Raw genomic sequence first — 23295 nt, 5'->3', positions numbered from 1 at the left:
GTGCGGCCGGTCTCCCGCGTGCTGCGCGTTATGAGGCCGGTGTGTCGGCCGGGCGGATCCACAGGCGCTGTCCGATGGCGGCGGCCTGCTGAACGATGCGGTTGACGGAGGCGGCGTCCACGACGGTGGTGTCCACGGGTGTGCCGTCGACGTCGTCGAGTCGCATGATTTCGAAGCGCATGGGGCTTCTCCCTTCGTCTGGTCATCCTCCTGGAGGAGAACTACTCGGTGGGTGGCCCACGGGCCACTCGGGCCCCGGTTCCATGACGAGTCCAACGCCTTGCGCGATACAAACATTCCCTACGCTAAGGAAATTTTTCGATCGACTAAATACTGACCGGTAAGAGTTTCGAAGGAGACCGAACGGGACCGGTTGTGTTCATAGCGTGACCACCGGGACAATGGAGGTGATGAACGAAGACCTCGCGGCTCTGCACGCCCGTATCGACCGCACCAACGAGCTGCTCCAGCGCATGCTCGCCGAGGTGGCGAAGACGCCCTCGACGCACGCCATCTTCGTCGACGCGGGTTACCTGTACGCCGCCGCGGGGCGGCTCGTGGCCGGTACGGAGGACCGCCGGGCCTTCGACCTCGACGCCGAGGGACTCATCGACGCGCTCATCGACCGCGCCCGCACCGTCTTCGCGGACAGCAGGCTGCTGCGGGTCTACTGGTACGACGGGGCCAGGCGCCGCATCCACACCGCCGAGCAGCAGTCCATCGCCGAGCTCCCGGACGTCAAGGTCCGCCTCGGCAACCTCAACGCCAACAACCAGCAGAAGGGCGTCGACTCCCTGATCCGCAGCGACCTGGAGTCACTGGCACGGCACCGCGCCATCAGCGACGCGGCCCTGCTCGGCGGCGACGAGGACCTCGTCTCGGCGGTCGAGGCGGCCCAGGGGTACGGCGCCCGGGTCCACCTCTGGGGCATCGAGGCGTCCGAGGGCCGCAACCAGGCCGAGCCGCTGCTCTGGGAGGTCGACAGCCAGCGCACGCTCGACCTGGACTTCTTCAAGCCGTACGTCTCCCGGCGCACGGCATCGGCGTACGAGCCCGCGACGGGCCGGCCCACCCGCGAGGACGTCCGGTTCGTCGGCGCGCAGATCGCCGCGAAGTGGCTGGTCGCACGGGGCCGGGACACGCTGGTGGAACTGCTTCCCGGCCACCCCTATCTGCCCGGATCCGTCGACCAGGACCTGCTGGTGGAGGCGGAGGGGCTGCTGCAGTACTCCCTGCGCGGCCAGGCGGACCTGCGGCGTGCCCTGCGCGACGGTTTCTGGGACCACTTGCAGGCGCAGTACTGAACGGCACTAGCGGTACCGAGGGGTGACCGCGAGCCCGTCCCAGAAGTCGGCGAGGGCGCGGGCGGTCGGCGCGGGACGGTCGACGGCGGGGGAGTGCTCGGCCCCGTCGACGACGGTGCGGTGCGCCTCCAGGCGGAGGGCCATCTCGTCGAGGTCCGGCACCGGCCAGGTGTCGTCGCGTGCCCCCGAAAGGACGTGGAACGGCAGGGATATGGCGGCCAGTTCCGCGACCCGGTCCGGCTCCACGCACAACTGCCTTCCGGTGGCCAGTAGTTGCGCGGGCCTGGTGCTCAGCCAGCGGCGCCGCAGGTGCTCCTGGCCGCCGGGCCCGCGCGCCGGACCGCCCACCTCCTCGGGTGGGCCCATGGCCAGGATCGCCTCCCAGCACTCCGCCATCGACATCACCGCGAGCGCGTCCCGCAGCAGTTTCACGCGCTGTTCCTGGGAGACGGAGATCCGTGCGGGGCCGGAGGAGACCAGCGTGAGCGAGCGGAAGGGGGAGCGGTCGAGGAGGACGGCGGCACGGGCGATCTGGCCGCCGAGCGAATGCCCGACGAGGTGCACGGGGGCGCCGACCGCGTTCGCCTGGGCGAGGACGTCCCGCGCCAACTCGTCCTGCGCGTAAGCGGATTCGTCGTTCGCGGGTCCGTCCGACTCGTACTGGCCCCGCCCGTCCACGGCGACGGTGCGGTAGCCGCGCGCGGCGAGCGGCTCGTGCACCAGCGTGAAGTCCTCCTTGCTGCCGGTGTATCCGGGCAGCAGCAACGCGACCCCCCGCACCGTGACTCCGGCGGCCGGTGGCACGTCCACGACGGCGAACTCCCCGCGTGAGGTGCGGAGTCGGCGGGAGCGGGTGCCGGAGGGCGGGGCGGAGGGGGAGTGGCTGGTCACGGGGTGAGGGTAACGGGTGCGGACACGCCGGCGGCCCGGCCCCACGGGTGGGGGACCGGGCCGCCGGTTCGCTGCGTCAGCCTTCCGCGGACTCCGCGGCGGCTGCCGTCCTGCGGGTCCGCCGGGGCTTCGCCTCCGGCTCCGGCTCAGCCGAGGCCGCGGCCTTGCGGGTGCGGCGGACCTTGGGCTCCGCCTCGTCCGCGGCCTGCGCCGGGATCTCGGCGGCCTTGCGGGTCCGGCGACGCGGCTTGGCCTCGACGGCTTCGGCGGTGTCGACGGCGGCCTCGGCCTTCTTGGCGGCGGTCTTCCGCGTGCGGCGCGGCTTGGTCTCCGCAGCCTCGGCCTCCGGAACCGTCTGCGCCGGAATGTCGACGGTGACGGCCGACTCCGACTCGGCGGCCTTGCGGGTCCGGCGACGCGGCTTGGCCTCGACGGCTTCGGCGGTGTCGACGGCGGCCTCGGCCTTTTTGGCGGTGGTCTTCCGCGTGCGGCGGGGCTTGGTCTCCGTCGCCTCCGCCGCCTCGGTCTGCTCGGTGGTGCCTTCGGCGGTGTCGAGCGTGGTTTCGGCCTTGGCGGCGGTCTTGCGGGTGCGGCGGGGCTTGGTCTCGGTCGCCTCGGCCGGTCCGGTGGTGCCTTCGGCGGTGTCGACGGCGGGCTCGGCCTTCTTGGCGGCGGTCTTCCGCGTGCGGCGCGGCTTGACCTCCTCGACCGCCTCGGCACCACCCTCGACCGCGTCGGCGACGCTCTCGGCCTTCTTGACCGCCGTCTTCCGCGTGCGGCGGGGCTTGGTCTCCGTTGCCTCCGCCGCCTCGGTCTGCTCGGTGGTGCCGTCGGCGGTGTCGAGCGTGGCTTCGGCCTTGGCCGCGGTCTTGCGGGTGCGGCGGGGCTTGGTCTCCGTCGCCTCGGCCGGCTCGGTGGTCGCCTCCACCGTGTCCACCGCCGCGGTGGCCGCGGTCTTGCGGGTGCGGCGGCGCGGTTCGGTGACCGGAGCCTCGGGCTCCGCGACCACCGGGGCGACCGGGGCCGCCACGGTCACCGGGGTCTCCTCGACCACCGGGGTCTCCTCGGCCACCGGGGTCTCCTCGGCCACCGGGGTGGCGACGGCCGTCGCCGTGTCCGCCGCGCCCCGGCGGGTCCGGCGGCGGCGCGGCCTCGCGGGTGCCTCGACGGCCTCCGCCGTCGTGCCCTCCGCCGTGTCGACGGCGGACTCCGCCGCCTCCACCGCGGTCGTGGCCCCGGCCGGGACCCCGCCGCGCGTACGGCGACGGCGGCGCGGGGTACGGGCGGCCGTGTCGGCCTCCGCCTCACCGGCGCCCTCGGCGGCCGGGCTCACGGGCTGCTCCGCCGCTCCGTCCAGCACCGCACCACCACGTGTACGGCGACGGCGGCGCGGCGTACGGGTCGAGGTCTCGCGCTCCGCGGAACGGGAACCGTCGCGCCCGCCCCGCCCGCCCCGGCCGTCACGCCCCCGCGGTCCACGCCCGCCCGGCTCGCCAAGGTCCTCCAGCTCCTCCGCGTCCAGCCCGGCGCGCGTACGCTCCGAGCGCGGCAGGATGCCCTTGGTGCCCTCGGGAATGCCGAGGTCCGAGAACAGGTGCGGGGAGGTGGAGTACGTCTCCGGCGGGTCGCCGAAGCCCAGGTCCAGCGCCTTGTTGATCAGCTGCCAGCGCGGGATGTCGTCCCAGTCGACCAGCGTGATCGCCGTACCCTTCGCACCCGCGCGGCCGGTGCGGCCGATGCGGTGCAGATACGTCTTCTCGTCCTCGGGGGACTGGTAGTTGATGACGTGCGTCACGCCCTCGACGTCGATGCCGCGGGCGGCGACGTCGGTGCAGACGAGCACGTCCACCTTGCCGTTGCGGAACGCGCGCAGCGCCTGCTCGCGGGCGCCCTGGCCGAGGTCGCCGTGGACCGCGCCGGAGGCGAAGCCGCGCTGCTTGAGCTGGTCGGCGAGATCGGCGGCGGTGCGCTTGGTGCGGCAGAAGACCATGGCCAGACCCCGGCCGTCGGCCTGCAGTATCCGCGCGACCATCTCGGGCTTGTCCATGTTGTGCGCGCGGTAGACGAACTGCGTGGTGTTCGCGACCGTCGCGCCCTCGTCGTCCGGCGCGGTGGCGCGGATGTGCGTCGGCTGCGACATGTAGCGCCGGGCCAGGCCGATGACCGCGCCCGGCATGGTGGCCGAGAACAGCATGGTCTGGCGCCTGACCGGAAGGAAGTTGATGATCTTCTCGACGTCGGGCAGGAAGCCGAGGTCGAGCATCTCGTCGGCCTCGTCGAGGACGAGGGCCTTCACGTGCTTGAGGTCGAGCTTCTTCTGCCCGGCGAGGTCGAGCAGCCGGCCCGGGGTGCCGACGACCACGTCGACGCCCTTCTTCAGCGCCTCGACCTGCGGCTCGTAGGCCCGGCCGCCGTAGATCGCGGTGACGCGCACATTGCGCACCTTGCCGGCGGTGAGCAGATCGTTCGTGACCTGCGTGCACAGTTCGCGCGTGGGGACGACGACCAGCGCCTGCGGCGCGTCGGTGAGGTCCTCGGGCTTCGCGCGGCCGGCCTCGACGTCCGCGGGCACGGTGACGCGCTCGAGGAGCGGAAGGCCGAAGCCGAGCGTCTTTCCGGTGCCGGTCTTGGCCTGGCCGATGACATCCGTGCCCGACAGGGCCACGGGGAGCGTCATCTCCTGGATGGGGAAGGGGGTGATGATGCCGACGGCTTCCAGGGCCTCGGCGGTCTCGGGGAGGATCCCGAGCTCTCGGAACGTCGTAGTCAGGGTGCTGCCTCTTCTGTGTGCGCGGTGCGAGGCGAGCGCGGGGGTCGTGCAGAAACCGTGCCGGGGACGTCGGCCGCCTTACGGGCGATGCCGTAGGGCACGGGACCACTGCCGACGCTCGAGCGCTCGTACCGCTGAGGGTTCCCCTCCGGAATCCGCACACAACGTGGTGTACGGCAAGGAGGGCTGTCGGGTCGGAGCCGATCGGGCCTCCGACCGGGCATCCTCATACATGCGGCCTGTCGAGTACGTCAGAGTGCTCAGCAGGCGCATTACCACCATACCCCGGATTCGCGCACACGCCATGGCCGATTTGGTCACGTAGCCGTCGTCACACTGATCGAGCGGATCCTTCCGGGGCGTGCCGAGCGGGCTATTGTGCGCTTCATGACGAGCTCTGACAAGCCTGACAACGCCGCGGACACCCCCGACACCTCCGCCGGACCCACCGGCGTCGCCGCCATGGACTGGGCGGCCGCCTCCGCCGACCCCCAGTACCGCGCCGCTGTCGTGGATCTGCTCGGCGCGCTCGCGTACGGCGAGCTGGCGGCGTTCGAGCGGCTCGCGGAGGACGCCAAGCTGGCGCCCACGCTGGCGGACAAGGCGGAGCTGGCGAAGATGGCCTCGGCCGAGTTCCACCACTTCGAGCGGCTGCGCGACCGGCTCGCCGGCATCGGCGAGGAGCCGACGCTCGCGATGGAGCCGTTCGTCGCCGCGTACGACGGTTTCCACAAGCAGACGGCGCCCTCCGACTGGCTGGAGGGGCTGGTCAAGGCGTACGTCGGCGACTCCATCGCCAGCGACTTCTACCGCGAGGTCGCGGCCCGCCTGGACTCCGACACGCGCGCCCTGGTGCTGGCCGTGCTCGACGACACCGGCCACGGTGGTTTCGCCGTCGAGAAGGTGCGCGCCGCGATCGACGCGGACCCGCGCGTGGGCGGACGGCTCGCGCTGTGGGCGCGGCGGCTGATGGGCGAGGCGCTGTCGCAGTCCCAGCGGGTCGTCGCCGAGCGGGACGCGCTGTCGACCATGCTCGTGGGCGGCGTCGCGGACGGGTTCGACCTCGCCGAGGTCGGCAGGATGTTCTCCCGGATCACCGAGGCACACACCAAGCGCATGGCGGCACTGGGCCTGGCGGCCTGAGGGCGGCCGGGGCCCGCCCGGCGCGTCGCGTCGGAGGAGACCGACGGCGCCGGGTCGGCGGCGGCCCGGCGTCCGCGGCGTGATCCGCCGGACGGGCGACCGGGGACCGGGTCACGAACGGCGCCGCCAGCGGCGGCCGGTCACGCGGTCGCCGACCGGCGGCGCAGTCTTCCCGCCGGGCGCAGCAGCAGCGACAGGGACGCCACGGACACGATCACCGCGCCGAGCAGGATCGTCAGCAGGTTGCCGGCGTCCAGCGCGGTGTTCATCAGGAAGGCGCCGAACAGCGCTCCGGCCACACCGGTCGGCAGCACCAGGGCGCGGGCGGGGAGACGATGCGGCAGACGGCGGGCGGCCGCCCACGCCAGAGCCAGGCCGAGGATCGCGGAGCTGAGCGCTTCCAAGAGCATGTCGGGGTCCCTCCCACATGGCCGGCCTGCTCACATCGGTCGTAGCCCGTCCTACCCCTGACCTGCGAAATCCAATCCTCCCCTGTGAAGGACCCGTGCGCCGTCCGTGAACGCGTGAGGGGCCCGACGGTATCGAACCGCGGGCCCCCTCACACGACCGCTCGACTGCCGGTCGCGCCTACAGCGCGCCGAAGCCCACCTTGCGCGGGGCCGGCTCACCGATCTCGACGTAGGCGAGACGGTCGGCCGGGACCAGGATCTTGCGGCCGTGCTCGTCCACGAGGCTCAGCAGCTGCGACTTCCCGGCCAGCGCCTCGGCCACCACGCGCTCGACCTCCTCGGCGCTCTGACCGCTCTCCAGAACGATCTCGCGGGGCGCGTGCTGCACGCCGATCTTGACCTCCACGGCTATGTCCCTCCGACGGTCAGTGAAGTGCGCGACCTTCCGCGCCGTACCAGCACACATTAGCCCGGTGAGGGGACGCACACGCTGCGCCCGGCAACGCCAGGAGCGAACAGCCGCCGGGAACAAACGGCGGCCGGGGCCCGCCCGCCCTCCTCAGTGGTGCTGTTCGTTGCCGTGCAGCGGGAATCCGGCGATGCCCCGCCAGGCCAGTGAGGCCAGCAGCTGCACCGCCTGATCGCGCGGCACGCTGCGGTCGCTGTGCAGCCAGGACCGCGCCACCACCTGGGCGAGACCGCCGAGCCCCGAGGCGAGCAGCATCGACTCCGCCCGCGACAGACCGGTGTCCTCGGCGATCACGTCGCAGATCGCCTCCGCGCACTCGTTGGTCACCTTGTCGACGCGCTCGCGCACGGCGGGCTCGTTGGTCAGGTCGGACTCGAAGACCAGGCGGAAGGCGCCGCCGTCGTCCTCGACGTACGCGAAGTAGGCGTCCATGGTCGCCCGCACGCGCTGCTTGTTGTCCGACGTCGACGCCAGCGCGTGGCGCACCGACTGGATCAGGGCCTCGCAGTGCTGGTCCAGCAGGGCGAGGTACAGATCGAGCTTGCCCGGGAAGTGCTGGTAGAGCACCGGCTTGCTGACGCCCGCGCGCTCCGCGATGTCGTCCATCGCGGCCGCGTGGTAGCCCTGCGCGACGAAGACCTCCTGGGCGGCTCCCAGCAGCTGGTTCCGTCGGGCACGGCGTGGCAGGCGTGTACCCCTCGGGCGTACCGCGTCTGTCTGCTCGATGGCTGTCACGCCGCCTCCCATTGTCGTCCACGTGCGGTGTGAGCCGCGCCGCCATCGTACTTTTCGGTAATCGTGGTGTGCGCGGTGAGAGCGCAGAATTTCACGGACCGGACGGCGGTGAAAGCCATACGGACGGTTTCAAAAGCTGTCAGAGCGGGCAAGAAGTTTCCTCCTCACTGCTCGACGACGGTCCCTTTCGGTGCGCTCGTCACCGGTAGTCGTCCTCGTCGAGGGAGACGATCCTGGCCTGCTCGACCAGGTCCGCCTCGTTGGCGCGGTCGGGATCGACGGCGGTCAGCGGGTCGTCGCGGTCCGGCCTCACCTCCGCGTGCTGCTCGGCCGCGTCGACCTCGGGCGCCTCGACGTCGAACTCCTCGCCCTCGTGGGCGTCCTCGTCCTCCACGAACGTCTCGGGGTCGGTCGGATCTACGGCCATGCCGGGCTCCCTTCCTGCGAACGTCTGCTGCGAACGCCCCCGAAGACCGCGGGGGCGATGGTGCGGGTGCCCTCCCTACGAGCCTAGGAGACACCCGAATCGGACGCTATGCGATCCGCGACCGGTACGTGACGGGGAGCGCACGCCCGGACCCGCCCCCGGTGGCGGTCCGGAGCCCGCTCTCCCGGTGACGGCTTGTGACGGCGAACACATGAATCGCCGCGTGATCGTCTCGTAACATTGCCGCATGTCTTCGACCGAGCTGCCGTCCGTGCCGCCCGCAAACGTGCTTCCCGAGGTGGCGGGGGTCAGGGTCGCGGAGGGTGAACGGCTCAGGTCGGTGGAGCTGCCCGGGATCACGCTGTCGGTCCGGTCGCGGCCCGCCGCGCGGGAGGGACTGCCGCCCGCTCTCCACATCCACGGGCTCGGCGGTTCCTCGCTGAACTGGTCGGCGCTCATGCCACTGCTGGACGACGTCGTCGACAGCGAGGCCGTCGACCTGCCGGGCTTCGGCGACTCCCCGCCCCCGGACGACGGCGACTACTCCATCACCGCGCACGCGCGCGCGGTGATCCGTTATCTCGACGCGGCCGGCCGCGGCCCGGTGCACCTCTTCGGCAACTCGCTCGGCGGCGCGGTCGCCACCCGTGTCGCCGCCGTACGGCCCGACCTGGTCCGCACCCTCACGCTCGTGTCACCGGCCCTGCCGGAACTGCGGGTGCAGCGCACCGCCGTCCCCACGGGACTGCTGGCGGTGCCCGGAGTCGCATTGCTGTTCACCCGGATCACCCGTGAGTGGACGGCGGAACAGCGCGTCCGGGGCGTGATGCAGCTCTGCTACGGCGACCCCGCGCGGGTGTCGGCGGAGGGGTTCCGCCACGCCGTGCAGGAGATGGAGCGGCGGCTGCGGCTGCCGTACTTCTGGGACGCGATGGCGCGCTCCGCGCGGGGGCTCGTCAGCTCCTATCTGCTGGGTGGCCAGCAGGGACTGTGGCGCCAGGCCGAGCGGGTGCTCGCGCCGACCCTGCTCGTCTACGGCGGCCGGGACCGGCTCGTCGGCTTCCGCATGGCCCAGCGGTCGGCGCGCGCCTTCCGGGACTGCCGGCTGGTGACGATCCCGGACGCCGGGCACGTCGCGATGATGGAGTACCCCGGGACGGTGGCCCTCGCCTTCCGTGAACTCCTCGCGGATGCAACGGATTCGACGGATCAGGGGGATACTGGTGAGCCGGGCGCGCGAGGCGCTCCGGGACCGCCCGCCGACACCGGTGGGGGGACCACCGCCGAGAACACGAGGGGCTGAGGCGCGACGTGGGACGCCACAGCCGCCGTGGACCCGCCCAGAAGGGCGACACCGCGGACAAAAGCGCCGCACGGGACGGCCGTCCGCGGCGGGGACCCGTGGGGGGAGCCCAGGAGTACGGGACTCCTCCGGCGTACGGAACGGCGGGACACGGGACACCGGCCGGCGGAGCGCCGCGCTTCCCGGACGGGACGCCCGCGCACGGCGTACCGCGCCTGCCGGACGGAACGCCCGCGCACGGCTTCCCCCGGCTGCCCGATGGAACACCTGCCCATGGGGTTCCCCGGCTGCCCGATGGAACACCTCCTCGTGGCCTTCCCCGGACCCGTGGCGGGCATCCCGAGCAGCGGGAACCCGGTGGCGGCTGGGGGACGTTGGACGGCCGTACGGCGGCCGGGGCCGGGTACGGCGTGCCGACGGGGCCGGATGGGCCCCTCCCGCGACAGCGGCAGGCGCCCCCCGGAGGACCACGCCAGGACTACCTCGACGCCTTCGGCGAGGACGCCGACCGCTCCTCCCCGCGCACGTCCGCCTCCGCGTCCCGCCCGCCGGGCCCCGCGGACCCCTACGCCGCCGTCACCGACTGGAGCGCCGCCCCGGCCGCCAAAGTCCCCGCCGACCCCGGTGACGACGACGCCCCGCCGACCGGGGAGCCCGCGCCGGCCAGGGGCGGCAAGGGGCGGGCGTTCACCGGGATCGCGGCCGCCGCCGTCACCACGGTGCTGGCCGTCGTCGTGGCCGGGCAGGTCACCGACGAACGCGACACCACCGGCGTGCGGACGCAGGCCACCGGCGAGCAGGCACGTGACGTCCGGGACCCCGCCTCGCGCGGGGACGGCCGGGAGACGCCCTCCGTACCCAGCGCCGAACCGCTGACGTACGAACAGAAGATGGACGAGAAGTACCCGCTGGGCGCCGCGCGCGGGGGTACGGGGAAGTTCGACGCGATCCCCGGCATCGACAAGGCTCCGGGCAAGGGTGAGAAGGTCACCTACCGCGTGGACGTGGAGCAGGGGCTCGGCCTCGACGGCGAGCTCTTCGCCGAAGCGGTCCAGAGGACGCTCAACGACAACCGCAGCTGGGCGCACAACGGCGCACGCACCTTCGAGCGCGTCTACTCCGGCGAGGTCGATTTCGTGATCACTCTCGCCGGCCCCGACACGACCGCCGACTGGTGCGCCAAGTCCGGCCTGGACACCACCGTGGACAACGTCTCCTGCGACTCGGCGGCCACCGAGCGCGTGATGATCAACGCGGACCGCTGGGCACAGGGAGCGGACACCTACGGCGACGAGATCCACTCCTATCGCCAGATGCTGATCAACCACGAGGTCGGCCACCGCCTGGGCTTCAACCACGTCACCTGTGACAAGGACGGCGACCTGGCCCCGGTCATGCAGCAGCAGACCAAGTTCCTCGACCACGACGGGATCAGCTGCCGCCCGAACGCATGGCCGTACCCGAAGAGCTGACCGCCTAGCGCGGCGAAACGCGCCTCGCGCGGGAAGGTTACGCCCGTTCACCCCTTTTGGTGGTGTGATGGACAACCGTCCGTCACGCCACCCCCTTGTCCGCATACGTTCGTCCCGCTGTGAGCCGCCGGACCAACGGCGGCTCCCCACACGGGAGATCGGGGGTGCACACGTGCGCATCGGACTGCTTACGGAGGGCGGTTATCCGTACGCGGGCGGTGAGGGCGGGCTCTGGTGCGACCGCTTGGTGCGCGGACTCGGCCGACACGAGTTCGACGTCTACGCGTTCAGCACCGGTGAAGCCCAGGAGGACGCGGGCTGGGTCCCGCTGCCGCCCCAGGTCGGCCGGGTCCGCACCGCGCCGCTGTGGACGGCCGAGGACGACGGGGTGGTGTACGGCCGCCGCGCACGCCGGCGCTTCTCGGAGCACTACGGCGAACTGGCCGCCGCCCTCTGCGCCCGGACGGACCCCACCACCCCCGGCCCGCAGCCCGCGACACCCGAGGCGGACCGTTTCGCCACCGCTCTCCTGGGACTCGCCGAACTCGCCCGTGACGAGGGCGGTCTGGTGGCCGCGCTCCGCTCCGAGACGGCCGTACGCGCCCTGGAGCGTGCCTGTCGTGCGCCCGGCGCCCTGCGTACGGCGCGTGAGGCCCGCGTACCCGATCTGCTGGCCGTCGCCGCACACCTGGAGCGCGCCCTGCGCCCCCTCTCGCCCGACTGGTACGGGGAGGACGGGCTGGGCGCGGTGGACCTGTGCCACGCCACCGCCGGCGGGCCGGCCGCTCTTCCGGGCCTGCTCGCCCACCACTTCTTCGGCATCCCCCTCCTCGTCACCGAGTACGGCGTACGCCTGCGGACGCACTACCTCACCCGCCCGGACGCCTCACCCGCGGTCCGTTCCCTGCTCGCCGCCTTCCACGGCGGACTCGCCGCCGAGACCTACCGCCGGGCCGCGTTCATCACACCGGGCAACACGCACGCCCGCCGCTGGCAGGAGCGCTGCGGCGCCGATCGGGCGAAGCTCCGCACGGTGTACCCCGGCATGGACGCCGCGCCCTTCGCCGAGGCGGGGGAGTCCCCGGAGAGCGCGGACCCGCACACCCTCGTCTGGATCGGCCGCGTGGAGCCCGCCAAGGACCTGGTCTCGCTGTTGCACGCCTTCGCGGAGATCCACAAGGAGGAACCGAGGACCCGGCTGCGGATCATCGGCGGTCCGTCGGACCCGGAGGGCGTCGCCTACCTCGGCCACTGCGAGGCACTGGCCGCGCACCTCTTCCCGGACGAGGCCGAGGGCCCGCACTCCGTGGGCGTCAACCCGGTGTCCTTCGAGGAGATCGGCGGCCCGGGCCTGGCCACCTCCGCGGACGCGTACGCCTCGGCCGCCGTGACCGTTCTCTCCAGCGTCGTCGAGGGCTTCCCGGCCGGTCTCGTCGAGGCGATGCTCTGCGGGCGTGCGACGGTCTCCACGGACGTCGGCGCGGTCGTGGAGGCCGTCGGCGGCACCGGTCTCGTCGTACCGCCGCGCAATCCGCAGGCGCTCGCCAAGGCGTGCGTCTCCCTGCTGCGCGACCCCGAGCGCCGCGTACGCCTCGGTGCCGCCGCGCGCGCCCGCGCACTCGAGTTGTTCACCGTCGACCAGAACATCTCGGCCTTCCACGGCATCTACCTGGAGATCGTCGCGCGCACACCGGTCCGCCGCCCCCTCCTCCACGACACCGGCGACCTCCTGCCCTTCGCCGTCCCCGCCGAGGCCCACGTCCCCGACCACTGGACCGACCCCGCCCCCCGCTCCGCCCCCACGTGGGCCATGGACACCCCGGTACCCGCGACGGAGACAGCCCGATGACCGACCTCGGCGAACTGAACCGCAGCACTCCGCCCGGCGCGGCCGACCCGGTCAAGGCACTGCTGCACCGCCACCGCGCCCTGTGCGAAAGGGCGGTGAACCCCCTGGAGATCGCGGCGGGCCTGGAGGCCCACGGCATCACCGACCGAACCGCCGCCCGCTTCCGCCACCGCGACGTCTTCTCCCTCGCGGAGGAGCTCTACGCCAGGGTCCCCCGGGACGACGCGCCCCCTCAGCCCGTCCCGGCCGCCACGGGGCCGAGGGCACGCGCCGACTGGACCGTCCTCACCCTGCTTCCCGGCGCCCTGTGCGTGGCGACGGTGATCGTCCTGCGCCTCACCCACGGCCAGATCCGCCTCTGCGCGGCGGCCACCGGCATCCTGGCCGTCACCCTCGCCCTGCGCGCGGCACTGCGCCGGGGCCCGCTGAGCGCCCGGGCCGACATCCCGCCCCGCTCCACCACGGCGTCCTGGAACTGCTGGCTCCTCGGCTACGCCCTCCTGGGCGACGGCCTGCTCGGTACGGCAGTCACCGGCGGCCCCGACGGTCTGCCCGACGGCACGGCCGAGGGGGACTGGCCGCTCACCGTCGCCCCGGTCGTGGCACTCGCCCTGTCCTGCGCGCCCGCCGCCTGGACGGCCCGCCTCTTCGCCGCCCGGGTCCGCCGCAGGCTGGCGTCGAGCCGTGGCCTGGAGGACTTCTCGGCTTCCGTACGCCCCGTGCTCATCGGCGTGTCCGCCCTGTTCCTGGGGGCGGTGGCCGTTCTGCTCACGGCGACGTCCACGCTCCTCGACGAGCCCCTCGCCCTGCCCCCGACGCTCGCCCTGGGCGGCCTTCTCTTCCTGGCCCGCCTCCTCACGATCCACGGCTTCACTTACGCGCCGAGGGTGATCCTCGCGCTCACGGCCATCGCCCAGCTGACGGCCCTGGCCACGCTCTTCGCCGCCCGACTGCCCGGCTGCGACGCCCTGGCCACACCGGTCCAGACCCTGAGCACGGCCTGGAGCCCTGCCGCCCTCCCCACCCTCACCTGTGGGGCAGCCGCGTTGATCCTCCTGATCCACGCCTCCCGCAAACTCGCCCGAGCCTCGGCGCACATCCCCCCGGAGCCGCGACGGTGAAGTTGCGCGCGTTGACGTGGACAGGGCCAAGCCCACGCGGCCCGGCGCCGTACGAGCCGCCCCGCGCCGGTGTGACCCGGCGCGCCGCCCCCACTCCCGGCTGCCCCGCAGGCACGAGCCCCGCACACCCACCCGAAGGAGAACCCCGCATGACTACCCCGGACGCCGAAGGAGCCGCCCGATGAGAGTCCTCCTGATCGGAGCCAACGGCTACATCGGCCGCTTCGTGGCCGACCGCCTCCTCGCCGACCCCGCCGTCCAGCTCACCGCTCTCGGCCGCGGCGACGACGCCGATGTCCGCTTCGACCTCGCCACCGGCAGCCCCGGCGCCCTCACCCGGTTCCTCGACGCCGTCCACCCCGGCGTGGTCGTCAACTGCGCCGGCACCACGAGAGGCGGCGCCCGCGAACTCACCCGGCACAACACCGTCGCCGTGGCCACCGTCTGCGAGGCCATCCGCCGCAGCGGCTGCGGCGCACGGCTCGTACAGATCGGCTGCGGTGCGGAGTACGGCCCCAGCCAGCCCGGCTCGTCCACGGCGGAGGACGCCGTCCCCCGCCCCGGCGGCCCCTACGGCGTCAGCAAACTCGCCGCCACCGAGCTGGTCCTCGGCTCCGGCCTGGACGCCGTGGTCCTCCGGGTCTTCTCCCCCGTCGGCCCCGGCACCCCCGCCGGCTCCCCCCTCGGCCGCCTCGCCGAGGCGATGCGCCGTGCCATGCAGTCCGGCGACAGCGAGCTGAAGCTCGGCGGCCTCGGCGCACAGCGGGACTTCGTCGACGTCCGCGACGTGGCCCGCGCCGTCCACGCCGCCTCCCTCTCCGCCGCGCAGGGCGTCATCAACATCGGTTCGGGCCGCGCCGTCCGCCTCCGCGACGCCGCCGGGATCCTCGCCAGGGTGGCCGGCTACGGCGGCACCCTCAACGAACTGGAGCCCTCCCCAGGCCTGCACCCACCGCACATGTCCCACCCCGCCCACGCACCCCACTCCGCCACCCCCCTCCGCACCACGATCGGCCACCCCCGCCCCGACCTCGACCACCACCCCGCCACCTCCGTCGCCCTCCCGTACCCCGACGGCTGCGGCAGCTGGCAGCAGGCCGACGTCCGCACCGCTCGCGACCGCCTCGGCTGGCGCCCCCGGATCAACCTCGAGGAGTCCCTCGCCGACATCTGGATGGAGGCGGCATGCCGTATCTGACCAGTGTCAGAGCCGGTACGGCGAGCACCGGCGTCCGCACGGGCTTCGGCGTCCCCGGCCACGGCACCCACCCGCATCCGGGATGCGCCGAACACGCCGACCAGCTGGTCACCTTCTCCGGCCCGTGGAACGACTACCGCTGGTCGCAGGTGGCGGAGTGGACCGCCGACCGCCCGCCCGAACGCTTCTGCCACTTCGTGCGCGGAGTGCCCCGCCCACACCTGGACGAGGCCCTGCGCATCGCCCGCCGGCAGGGTGCCGCGACGATCTACTTCACGGACCACCCCCACCACACGGGGCACCGCGCCCGCACCGCTCCCCGGGAGCCGCTGCCCGGCTACTGGGACGACATCGTCTCGCGTATCGGAACGGGTGTCTCGGAATGAAAAAGGCCATGGCACTGTTAGGCGAAGAACAACCGTAGTGATTGACCGACCAACGGAGTCCCCGTGTCGCTGCCACCCCTGGTCGAGCCGGCCCCCGAGCTCACCGTAGACGAGGTCCGCAGGTACTCCCGCCACCTGATCATCCCCGACGTGGGCATGGACGGGCAGAAGCGGCTGAAGAACGCCAAGGTGCTCTTTGTCGGCGCCGGCGGCCTGGGTTCGCCGGGTCTGATGTACATGGCCGCGGCGGGCGTGGGCACGCTCGGCATCGTGGAGTTCGACGAGGTCGACGAGTCGAACCTGCAGCGCCAGATCATCCACAGCCAGTCCGACATCGGCCGCCCCAAGGCCGAGTCCGCGCGTGACACGATCAAGGGCATCAACCCGTACGTGAACGTGGTCCTGCACGAGGAGCGGCTCGAGGCCGACAACGTGATGGACCTGTTCAGCCAGTACGACCTGATCGTCGACGGCACGGACAACTTCGCGACCCGTTACCTGGTCAACGACGCCTGCGTGCTGCTGAACAAGCCGTACGTATGGGGCTCGATCTACCGTTTCGACGGCCAGGCGTCGGTCTTCTGGTCCGAGCACGGCCCCTGCTACCGCTGCCTCTACCCGGAGCCCCCGCCGCCCGGCATGGTCCCCTCCTGCGCCGAGGGCGGCGTCCTGGGCGTGCTGTGCGCGTCCATCGGCTCCATCCAGGCCAACGAGGCGATCAAGCTGCTCGCCGGCATCGGCGAGCCGCTGGTCGGCCGGCTCATGATCTACGACGCCCTGGAGATGCAGTACCGCCAGGTCAAGGTCCGCAAGGACCCCGACTGCGCGATCTGCGGCGACAACCCGACCGTCACCGAACTCATCGACTACGAGGCCTTCTGCGGCGTCGTGTCCGAGGAGGCCCAGGCGGCGGCCGCCGACTCCACGATCACTCCCAAGCAGCTCAAGGAGTGGATCGACGACGGCGAGAGCATCGAGCTCATCGACGTCCGCGAGCCGAACGAGTTCGAGATCGTGTCCATCCCGGGCGCCCGCCTGATCCCCAAGAACGAGTTCCTCATGGGCAACGCCCTGGAGAGCCTGCCGCAGGACAAGAAGATCGTCTTGAACTGCAAGACGGGTGTCCGCAGTGCGGAAGTCCTCGCCGTCCTGAAGTCCGCGGGCTTCGCCGACGCCGTCCACGTGGGCGGCGGCGTGATCGGCTGGGTCAACCAGATCGAGCCGGAGAAGCCGGTCTACTGACCGAACCCGGCACGAACACGAGCCGACGCGGGGGCTCCGGGCACCACGAGTGCACGGAGCCCCGGCCGTCGTCATGAGCAGGTCTTGCCGTCCTCGGGCACCGTGCCGTCCAGCAGATACGCGTCCACCGTGGAGTCGACGCAGTCGCTCCCGCTGCCGTACGCGCCATGGCCCTCGCCCTTCCAGGTGAGCACCACACCGACACCCTCGCCGAGTTCGTCCGCCATCTTCCGGGCACCCTCGTACGGGGTGGCCGGGTCGCCGGTGTTGCCCACGACCAGGACCGGCGCCGCGCCCGGCGCGCTCACCTCCGGGGTGTCGAACTGACCGGGAACCGGCCAGTCGTGACACCAGCCGGCCGTGTCCCAGCCGAGGAAGGACCCGAAGACGGGCGAGATCTCCTCGAACTCGGGCAGCAGCTTCTTCGTCTCCTCCGGGGTCGGCCGCTGCTTGTCGTCCAGGCACGATATGACCCGCTGCGAGTGGGTCGCCGTGCCGTACCGCCCCGAGGCGTCGCGTTCGTTGTAGCCGTCGGCCAGCGCCAGCAGCTCCGTGCCGTCGCCCTCCTCGGCCGCCTCCAGCGCACTGGTCAGCGTCGGCCAGCTGGTCTTGCTGTACAACGGCAGGACGATGCCGGTCAGTGCCAGCGTCTGCGTCAGCTCGCGCCCGGACGACGACGTCGGCAGCGGGTCGGCGTCGATCCGCTCCAGCAGCTCCGCGATCTCCCGCGAACCCCGCTCGGGGCTCCGCCCGGTGGACTTCAGGTAGTTGTCGAGGGCCGTCTGGAAGCCCCGGGTCTGGTTCTTGGCGTGGCCCACGGTGTCGGCGCTCGGATCGACCACCGCGTCGAGCGTCATCCGCCCCACCTTCTCCGGGAAGAGATGGGCGTAGACACCGCCCAGCTCGGTGCCGTAGGAGATGCCGAAGTAGTTCAGCCGGTCGTCGCCGAGGGCCTGCCGGATGCGGTCCATGTCGCGAGCGGTGTCGGTGGTCGAGACGTGGGCCATCAGCTTCCCGGCGGCCTCCTGGCAACCCTTGCCGAAGTCGGTGGCGTCCTGGAGGAAGGTCCGCTCCTCGGCCGGTGTGTCCGGGGTGCCGTCCACCGACGACTCGGCGGCCTGGATGCTCCTGTCGTCGCGGCAGCGGATGCCCTCGCTGGCGGCGACCCCGCGCGGGTCCCAGCTCACCAGGTCGTACCGCTCGCGCAGTTCGGAGGCCGTGGCGGCGTAGGACGGCATCATCGACACGCCGGACCCGCCCGGACCGCCGAAGTTGAACAGCAGTGAGCCGAGGCGGTCGTCACCCGTGGCCTTGGCCCGGATCAGGGCGAGCCCGATCGTGGAGCCGTCCGGCTCCGACCAGTCCAGCGGCACCCGGAGGGTGGCGCACTGCCACTCCCCGCCCGGTGCGGGGGTGTCCCCTGAGGCCTTGCAGCGCCCCCAGTCGAGCGTCCCGCGGCTCTTGCCGTCGTCGCCGGAGCCGCCGACGCCGCAGCCGGCCGTCAGCAGCGCGGCGGCGACCGTCAGGGCCGCCCACCGTGTGAAACGGGTCATGTGCCACTTCCCCCCTCGCTGGCCGTCCGCATGCGCCACGGATGGCGGTCGAGCCATGGTAGGCAGATTCGCCGCCCGCCGGGGCGGCCTGTGGACAACGCTCTGACCTGGTGCTCTGTGGAGAACCGTCTGCCCGCCTACGAGCAGACGGTCCCGGCCGCCGGCACCTTTCCGTCCAGGAGATAGCCGTGCACCGCGTCCTGCACGCACGTGTTCCCGGTGTTGTAGGCCCCGTGCCCCTGCCCCTTGTACGTCAGTTCCACACCCACGCCCTCACCGAGCGCCCGCACCATCCTGCGTGCCCCCTCGTACGGGGTGGCCGGGTCGCCGGTGTTGCCGATCACCAGGATCGGGGCCGCGCCGGGGGCGTGGACATCCGGGTGCTCGGCGGCCCCCGGCACCGCCCAGTCGGTGCAGCCGACCATCCCCCACGCCAGATACTCCCCGAACACCTCGGAGGCGGCCCGGAACGCGGGCAGCCGGCGCTCCACGTCCTCGGCGGTGTAGCGGGGTCTGTCGTCGGCGCAGTTGACGGCCACGTTGGCCGGGATGATGTTGCTGTACTCGCCGTTCTCGCTGCGTCCGTTCATGGAGTCGGAGAGCGCCATCAGAATCGTTCCGTCACCGTCGTACGCCTGCTCTAGGCCGTCGGTGAGGAACGCCCAGAGCTCCTTCGAGTACAGCGCCTGCGCGATCCCGTTGGCCGCCGCGGTCTGGGTCAGTTCGCGCGGGAAGACGCCGGGGACGGGTGCGCTGTCCAGGTCCCTCAGCAGCTTGACGATACGATCCCGCACGTCCTGCGCGCTGTCGCCCACGGGGCACTCCTCCGTGCCCGAGACACAGTCCTCGGCGTAGTTGTCGAGGGCGAGCTGGAACCCCCGGGCCTGTCCGAGGGAGCCCTGTTCCGCGGTTTCCGTGGGGTCGACGACCGCGTCGAACACCGCGTGGCCCACCTTCTTCGGGAACAGGTGGGCGTAGACGCCGCCCAGTTCGGTGCCGTAGGAGATGCCGAAGTAGTGGAGAACGTCGTCGCCGAGGACCTGGCGCATCAGGTCCAGGTCACGGGCGGTGTCCGTGGTGCGCACATGGGGCAGCACCCGTCCGGAGTTCTTCTCGCAGGCCGCGTTGAACCTCTCGGTGCTGTTGACGAGTTCGGTGCGCTCGGCGTTGTCGTCGGGGGTGGCGTCCTGCTGGAAGTACGTGTCGAGCTGCTGGTCGTCCAGGCAGGTCACGGGTGCGCTGCGGCCCACACCGCGGGGATCGAAGCTCACCAGGTCGTAGCGGGCGCGCAGGGGCGCGTAGACGTCGCCGAAGGCGGGCAGGGTGGTGACGCCGGAGACGCCCGGGCCACCGAAGTTGAAGACCAGGGAACCGATGCGCCGGCCCGCCGCGCCGCTCGACCTGGCCCGGATCAGCGCGAGGCCGATGGTGTCGCCCTCGGGGTCGTCCCAGTCCAGCGGCACCTTCATGGTGGCGCAGCTCCACTCGCCCCGGCCGCCGGGGAGGGGGGACGGAGCGGAGCCCCCGCCCTGCGCCTCGGACGGAGCCGGGCAGTCCTTCCAGTCGAGCTGCTGCTCCGTCAGGTCCTCGTCCTCGTCGCCCCCACCACAGCCCGCCAGCAGCGCGGGCAGCAGTACGGCGCAGACGGTCAGGGCGGCGGCACGCAGACGGAAGGGGCGGGGCATGGCCCCATCCTGCGGTCGCCCGGAGCGGGGCGCGCGGGACACGGGCCGAACGAGGTAAGGGGACCTCGCTCACAAGGCCGCCTTGCGGGTGAGGTGGTTGAAGGCCAGCCAGCCCGGCAGCACCGGCAGCCAGAGCGTCAGCAGCCGGAAGAGCAGCACCGCCGGCGCGGCGACCTCCTTGGGGAGCCCGACCGCGATGAGACCCACCGTCAGGGTCGCCTCGACCGCGCCGACACCGCCCGGCGTCGGGGCCGCCGACCCCAGTGCGTTGCCCGCGAGGAACACGACGGCCACGCTGGCGATGCTGACGGATGTCGTCTCGTCGCCGAACGCCCGGATCGAGGCGTCCAGGCACATCACGAAGCAGGCCGTCAGCAGCAGCATGCCGCCGATGCCGGTGACCAGCTTCTGCGGCCGTTGCAGCACATCGAGCATGCGCGGCACGACACCCGCGAAAAGCGACCGCACGCGCGTGACGACGAATTTCCGCAGGAACGGCACCGAGGTCACCACGAGCACCAGCACCGCCACCGTCAGCAGGCCCCCGATCACCGTGCGGGACGGGGTCAGGGAGGGCGTCTTCTCGGTGCCGGTGAGGTAACCGAAGGACAGCAGCATCAGGATGTGGCAGCCGAGCCCGAAGAGCTGCGACGCGCCGACGCTCGCCACCGCGAGACCGGGCCGCACCCCCGCGCGCTGGAGGAACCGCGTGTTCAGGGCGACACCGCCCACCGCCGCCGGGGCGACGATCTTCACGAACGACCCGGCGACCTGTGCCGCCACGGTCCGCACGAACGGCACCCGCTCGGGTACGAACCCGAGCAGGGCCATGGCCGCCGCGACGTAACTGGCCGCCGAGAACAGCACCGCCGCGGCCACCCAGCCCCACTCCGCGTTGGCGATCAGCGGGCCGAACTCGATGTGGGTGAGCTGCGTCAGCAGGAAGTACGCGCCGATCGCACCGGCGATGAAACTGATCAGGGTCCGTGGGCGCACCCGCTCCAGACGGGCCGGCTCGACCGGGGCCTGCGGCCTGATCCGCAGCACCTCGTGCCGGATCTGGGTGAGCAGGTCCTCCTCGCGCGCCTCCTCGATGGCTTCGTCGATGGCCCGCTTCTCGGCCCGCTGCTCCGCGCGTACGGCCTTCTTGCCGGGCTTGTCGGGGACGGCACCGCCGGCGTCGTGCTCCGCGCGGGCCGGCCTGGACTGCCGGGAGGCCTCCAGGACCGCCTCACGCTCGCGTTCCGCCCGCTCACGGGCCAGCTTGCGCAGGGTTCCGCGGGTGGAACGGCTCAGCGCGATGGGCTGGAGCATCGGCAGGCAGTCCGCCACGGTGTCGGGGCCGAGGACGCTCAGCGCGGAGGCCACCGCGCGTTCGGCGCCCACCCTGAGGCCCAGCGTCACCAGCAGCTGGGAGGTGTCCATGCGCAGCAGCAGATCGCCGGCCGCGATCTCGCCGACCCGCAGATCGGTGAGGATCACCGTACCGGAACGGTCCACCAGGATGGCGTCGCCCACCAGCCTGCGGTGCGCGATGCGGCGGGACTGCAGGGCCCGTACCTGATGCCAGGTGTCGCGCAGCAGTTCGTCGGTGATCTCCTCGTCCGGCAGCGAGTCGAGGGTGCGCCCGCCGCTGTGCTCGTAGACGAGCATCACCGCGTCGGGGCCGAGTTCGGAGGTCGCGATCAGCTTGGGCGCGTTGGCGCCGGCCGCGATGGCCGCGTACGCCAGCAGCGCCTCCTGCTCCAGCGCCTGGCGCAGCGACTGCAGGCTGCTGCGGGTGGCGAAACCGCGCAGGGCCAGATTGCGCCACGCGCGGTAGAAGAACCCCTGCGCCTGCTGCTCGCGGTCGACCACCGTGACGTCCAGCGGCGGACCGTCCTCCAGGGTGACGAAGTACCGGCGCCCCCGGTCCCCGGCCTCGGCGGCGTCGCCGGTCTCCACCCGGGACGCGCTCACGGGGCGGAAGCCGACCGTGCGCAGGCCCGCCATCAGCGTGCGGCCGGTGGGGCGCACATTGGGCGAACCGACCGCGTAGAGGGTGCCGTAGGCGACGGTCCAGCCGATCAGGACCGTCAGGATGATCGAGAACGGTGTCGTGTACCCGGTGACGAGCATCGAGAAGGCGTCGAGGAGCAGCACCACCCACAGCACCGCGCGCCACCGGGGTCTGCGGGACATCCCGACGGCCGTCATGTACGCGATCACCGGGGCCAGGTAGCCGTGCACCGGGTCCGTCAGGGCGTGGATGTCGCCGGGGGAGGGCTGGGTGAGCGCCTCCTGGATCGAGTCCGGAGCGGCGCGCGCGACCCACAGATCGGTGGCGAGCGTCACACCGTGCGCGAGGACGGCGGCGAGCACGCCGTCGGCGATCCGCAGCCCGTCCCGCTTGATCAGCCGCTCCACCGCGAAGGCCACCGGCACCAGGAGGATCGCGATGCTGGAGGCCAGGCCCGCGATCTTGATCAGCAGGTCGGGCGCCTGCCCGGTGCCCTTGTTGATGTCCTGTTCCAGGCCCGAGGTGGTGCCGTGGGCGAACGCGGCGATCGCCAGCAGCACCACGACGGCGAGTACGCCCGCCAGGAGCCGCATGAGGTCGGACGGGCGGTGCACCCGCGCGGGGAGCAGCGGTTCGTCGCCCTCCACCTCGTCGATGTGCGCCGTCTCGGGGCCCGCGGTGTCCGGGCGCGACGAGGCGTCAGGGGTACCCTCCGTGCCCTTGGGGTGCGCACCCTGCTGCTTCATCGTCTCTTCTCGATCTTGTATCACCAGTCACCGCCCGCACGATGGTGGCATGCCGTACCGGCACAAGGGGGCATCAGGGTCCGAACGCGGAGCGGCACAGTCTGCCCGAAGCACCGCTCCCGGGCGAGCCGCGCACACGCGTGCGAGCGCCTCGCGTTGTCGGTGGGGTGGGGCAGGATGGGCGGGATGAGCCAGGAGAGCCTTCCGTCCGACGGCGGTCCGGAGCACCCGGACGCCCTGCCCGAGTACGCCGAGCGGGTCCTCGAGGTGAGCGAGCTGATCCCGCCGGGACGGGTCATGACGTACGGGGACGTGGCCGAGTGGCTGGGGGAGGGCGGTCCCCGGCAGGTCGGGCGCGTGATGGCCCTGTACGGGGGAGCGGTGCCGTGGTGGCGTGTCGTCCGCGCGGACGGCGTGCTGCTGCCGGGCCACGAGCTGAGGGCCCTCGGCCACTACCGCGCGGAGGGCACGCCCCTGAAGGAGGCGGGCCGGGCCGCGGAGGGCCATGTGCCGCGCCTCGACATGAGGCGCGCGCGATGGGACGGCGGCGGACACACCGAAGGTCACACCTGACAGCTTCCGCCATCGCCCG

19 protein-coding genes and 1 pseudogene are annotated in these 23295 nt (G+C 72.4%); 10 read left to right on the top strand and 10 right to left on the bottom strand.

Going from position 1 to position 23295, the window contains the following annotated elements:
• Window positions 1–28: 28 nt before the first annotated feature.
• On the bottom strand, window positions 29–181 hold the full coding sequence (locus ACFY3N_RS01285; RefSeq protein ID WP_106979586.1) for a hypothetical protein: 153 nt from the start codon (window positions 179–181) through the stop codon (window positions 29–31).
• A 229-nt stretch (window positions 182–410) separates the two neighbouring features.
• Between ACFY3N_RS01285 and ACFY3N_RS01280 the strand changes: the two genes are divergently transcribed.
• Window positions 411–1304, top strand: a complete 894-nt coding sequence (locus ACFY3N_RS01280) for an NYN domain-containing protein (protein WP_390814574.1) — start codon at window positions 411–413, stop codon at window positions 1302–1304.
• Window positions 1305–1310: 6 nt separating this feature from the next.
• On the opposite strand, the gene ACFY3N_RS01275 is transcribed toward ACFY3N_RS01280, so the two are convergent.
• A complete protein-coding gene (locus ACFY3N_RS01275; RefSeq protein ID WP_390814573.1) occupies window positions 1311–2195 on the bottom strand; it encodes an alpha/beta fold hydrolase in 885 nt (294 codons plus the stop codon).
• 76 nt (window positions 2196–2271) lie between these two features.
• The gene (locus tag ACFY3N_RS01270) at window positions 2272–4872 is read right to left on the bottom strand and encodes a DEAD/DEAH box helicase (RefSeq protein ID WP_390814572.1); all 2601 of its coding nucleotides are present in this window, start codon (window positions 4870–4872) and stop codon (window positions 2272–2274) included.
• A 480-nt stretch (window positions 4873–5352) separates the two neighbouring features.
• Between ACFY3N_RS01270 and ACFY3N_RS01265 the strand changes: the two genes are divergently transcribed.
• Window positions 5353–6108: a ferritin-like domain-containing protein gene (locus ACFY3N_RS01265; protein ID WP_390814571.1), complete on the top strand. Its 756-nt coding sequence runs from the start codon at window positions 5353–5355 to the stop codon at window positions 6106–6108.
• Between the two features lie 140 nt (window positions 6109–6248).
• On the opposite strand, the gene ACFY3N_RS01260 is transcribed toward ACFY3N_RS01265, so the two are convergent.
• From ACFY3N_RS01260 to ACFY3N_RS01245, 4 genes are all read right to left on the bottom strand, one after another.
• Window positions 6249–6518 (bottom strand): hypothetical protein, encoded by a 270-nt coding sequence (locus tag ACFY3N_RS01260; protein ID WP_390814570.1) that lies wholly within the window; start codon window positions 6516–6518, stop codon window positions 6249–6251.
• A 178-nt stretch (window positions 6519–6696) separates the two neighbouring features.
• Window positions 6697–6924, bottom strand: coding sequence for a DUF3107 domain-containing protein (locus ACFY3N_RS01255; RefSeq protein WP_019522837.1), 228 nt, complete (start codon window positions 6922–6924; stop codon window positions 6697–6699).
• Window positions 6925–7077: 153 nt separating this feature from the next.
• Complete coding sequence (locus ACFY3N_RS01250) at window positions 7078–7722, bottom strand: TetR/AcrR family transcriptional regulator (protein WP_030834589.1); 645 nt, start codon at window positions 7720–7722, stop codon at window positions 7078–7080.
• 199 nt (window positions 7723–7921) lie between these two features.
• Window positions 7922–8149: a hypothetical protein gene (locus ACFY3N_RS01245; protein ID WP_390814569.1), complete on the bottom strand. Its 228-nt coding sequence runs from the start codon at window positions 8147–8149 to the stop codon at window positions 7922–7924.
• 247 nt (window positions 8150–8396) lie between these two features.
• On the opposite strand from ACFY3N_RS01245, the gene ACFY3N_RS01240 reads away from it, so the two are divergent.
• The 7 genes and pseudogenes from ACFY3N_RS01240 to moeZ all read left to right on the top strand — a co-directional run bounded on the left by ACFY3N_RS01240 (window position 8397) and on the right by moeZ (window position 16720).
• Window positions 8397–9452, top strand: a complete 1056-nt coding sequence (locus ACFY3N_RS01240; protein WP_390814568.1) for an alpha/beta fold hydrolase — start codon at window positions 8397–8399, stop codon at window positions 9450–9452.
• Between the two features lie 8 nt (window positions 9453–9460).
• A complete protein-coding gene (locus ACFY3N_RS01235; RefSeq protein ID WP_390814567.1) occupies window positions 9461–10924 on the top strand; it encodes a DUF3152 domain-containing protein in 1464 nt (487 codons plus the stop codon).
• A 172-nt stretch (window positions 10925–11096) separates the two neighbouring features.
• The gene (locus ACFY3N_RS01230) at window positions 11097–12773 is read left to right on the top strand and encodes a DUF3492 domain-containing protein (RefSeq protein WP_390814566.1); all 1677 of its coding nucleotides are present in this window, start codon (window positions 11097–11099) and stop codon (window positions 12771–12773) included.
• Entirely contained in the window at window positions 12770–13894 is a 1125-nt protein-coding gene (locus ACFY3N_RS01225) for a hypothetical protein (RefSeq protein ID WP_390814565.1), read from the top strand. Before ACFY3N_RS01230 ends, ACFY3N_RS01225 begins: the two co-directional genes overlap by 4 nt.
• A 181-nt stretch (window positions 13895–14075) precedes the next feature.
• The gene (locus tag ACFY3N_RS01220; RefSeq protein WP_390814564.1) at window positions 14076–15092 is read left to right on the top strand and encodes an NAD-dependent epimerase/dehydratase family protein; all 1017 of its coding nucleotides are present in this window, start codon (window positions 14076–14078) and stop codon (window positions 15090–15092) included.
• A gap of 50 nt (window positions 15093–15142) precedes the next feature.
• A pseudogene (locus tag ACFY3N_RS01215) lies at window positions 15143–15478 on the top strand (phage tail protein); the annotation flags it as partial.
• A gap of 63 nt (window positions 15479–15541) precedes the next feature.
• Window positions 15542–16720 (top strand): adenylyltransferase/sulfurtransferase MoeZ, encoded by a 1179-nt coding sequence (gene moeZ / locus ACFY3N_RS01210; protein ID WP_030835051.1) that lies wholly within the window; start codon window positions 15542–15544, stop codon window positions 16718–16720.
• 71 nt (window positions 16721–16791) lie between these two features.
• Here the strand turns inward: moeZ and ACFY3N_RS01205 are convergent, their stop codons facing one another.
• From ACFY3N_RS01205 to ACFY3N_RS01195, 3 genes are all read right to left on the bottom strand, one after another.
• Window positions 16792–18273 (bottom strand): alpha/beta hydrolase, encoded by a 1482-nt coding sequence (locus ACFY3N_RS01205; protein ID WP_390814563.1) that lies wholly within the window; start codon window positions 18271–18273, stop codon window positions 16792–16794.
• A gap of 137 nt (window positions 18274–18410) precedes the next feature.
• The gene (locus ACFY3N_RS01200) at window positions 18411–19958 is read right to left on the bottom strand and encodes an alpha/beta hydrolase (protein WP_390814562.1); all 1548 of its coding nucleotides are present in this window, start codon (window positions 19956–19958) and stop codon (window positions 18411–18413) included.
• Between the two features lie 69 nt (window positions 19959–20027).
• The gene (locus tag ACFY3N_RS01195) at window positions 20028–22703 is read right to left on the bottom strand and encodes a lysylphosphatidylglycerol synthase domain-containing protein (protein WP_390814561.1); all 2676 of its coding nucleotides are present in this window, start codon (window positions 22701–22703) and stop codon (window positions 20028–20030) included.
• A gap of 186 nt (window positions 22704–22889) precedes the next feature.
• On the opposite strand from ACFY3N_RS01195, the gene ACFY3N_RS01190 reads away from it, so the two are divergent.
• Window positions 22890–23276, top strand: a complete 387-nt coding sequence (locus tag ACFY3N_RS01190; RefSeq protein ID WP_390814560.1) for an MGMT family protein — start codon at window positions 22890–22892, stop codon at window positions 23274–23276.
• The last annotated feature ends 19 nt before the right edge of the window (window positions 23277–23295 follow it).

This window comes from Streptomyces sp. NPDC000348, from assembly GCF_042898795.1.
Taxonomy (GTDB): domain Bacteria; phylum Actinomycetota; class Actinomycetes; order Streptomycetales; family Streptomycetaceae; genus Streptomyces.
The sequence above is the reverse complement of the archived record's forward strand: the minus strand, read 5'-3'. Positions and strand labels throughout refer to the sequence as shown.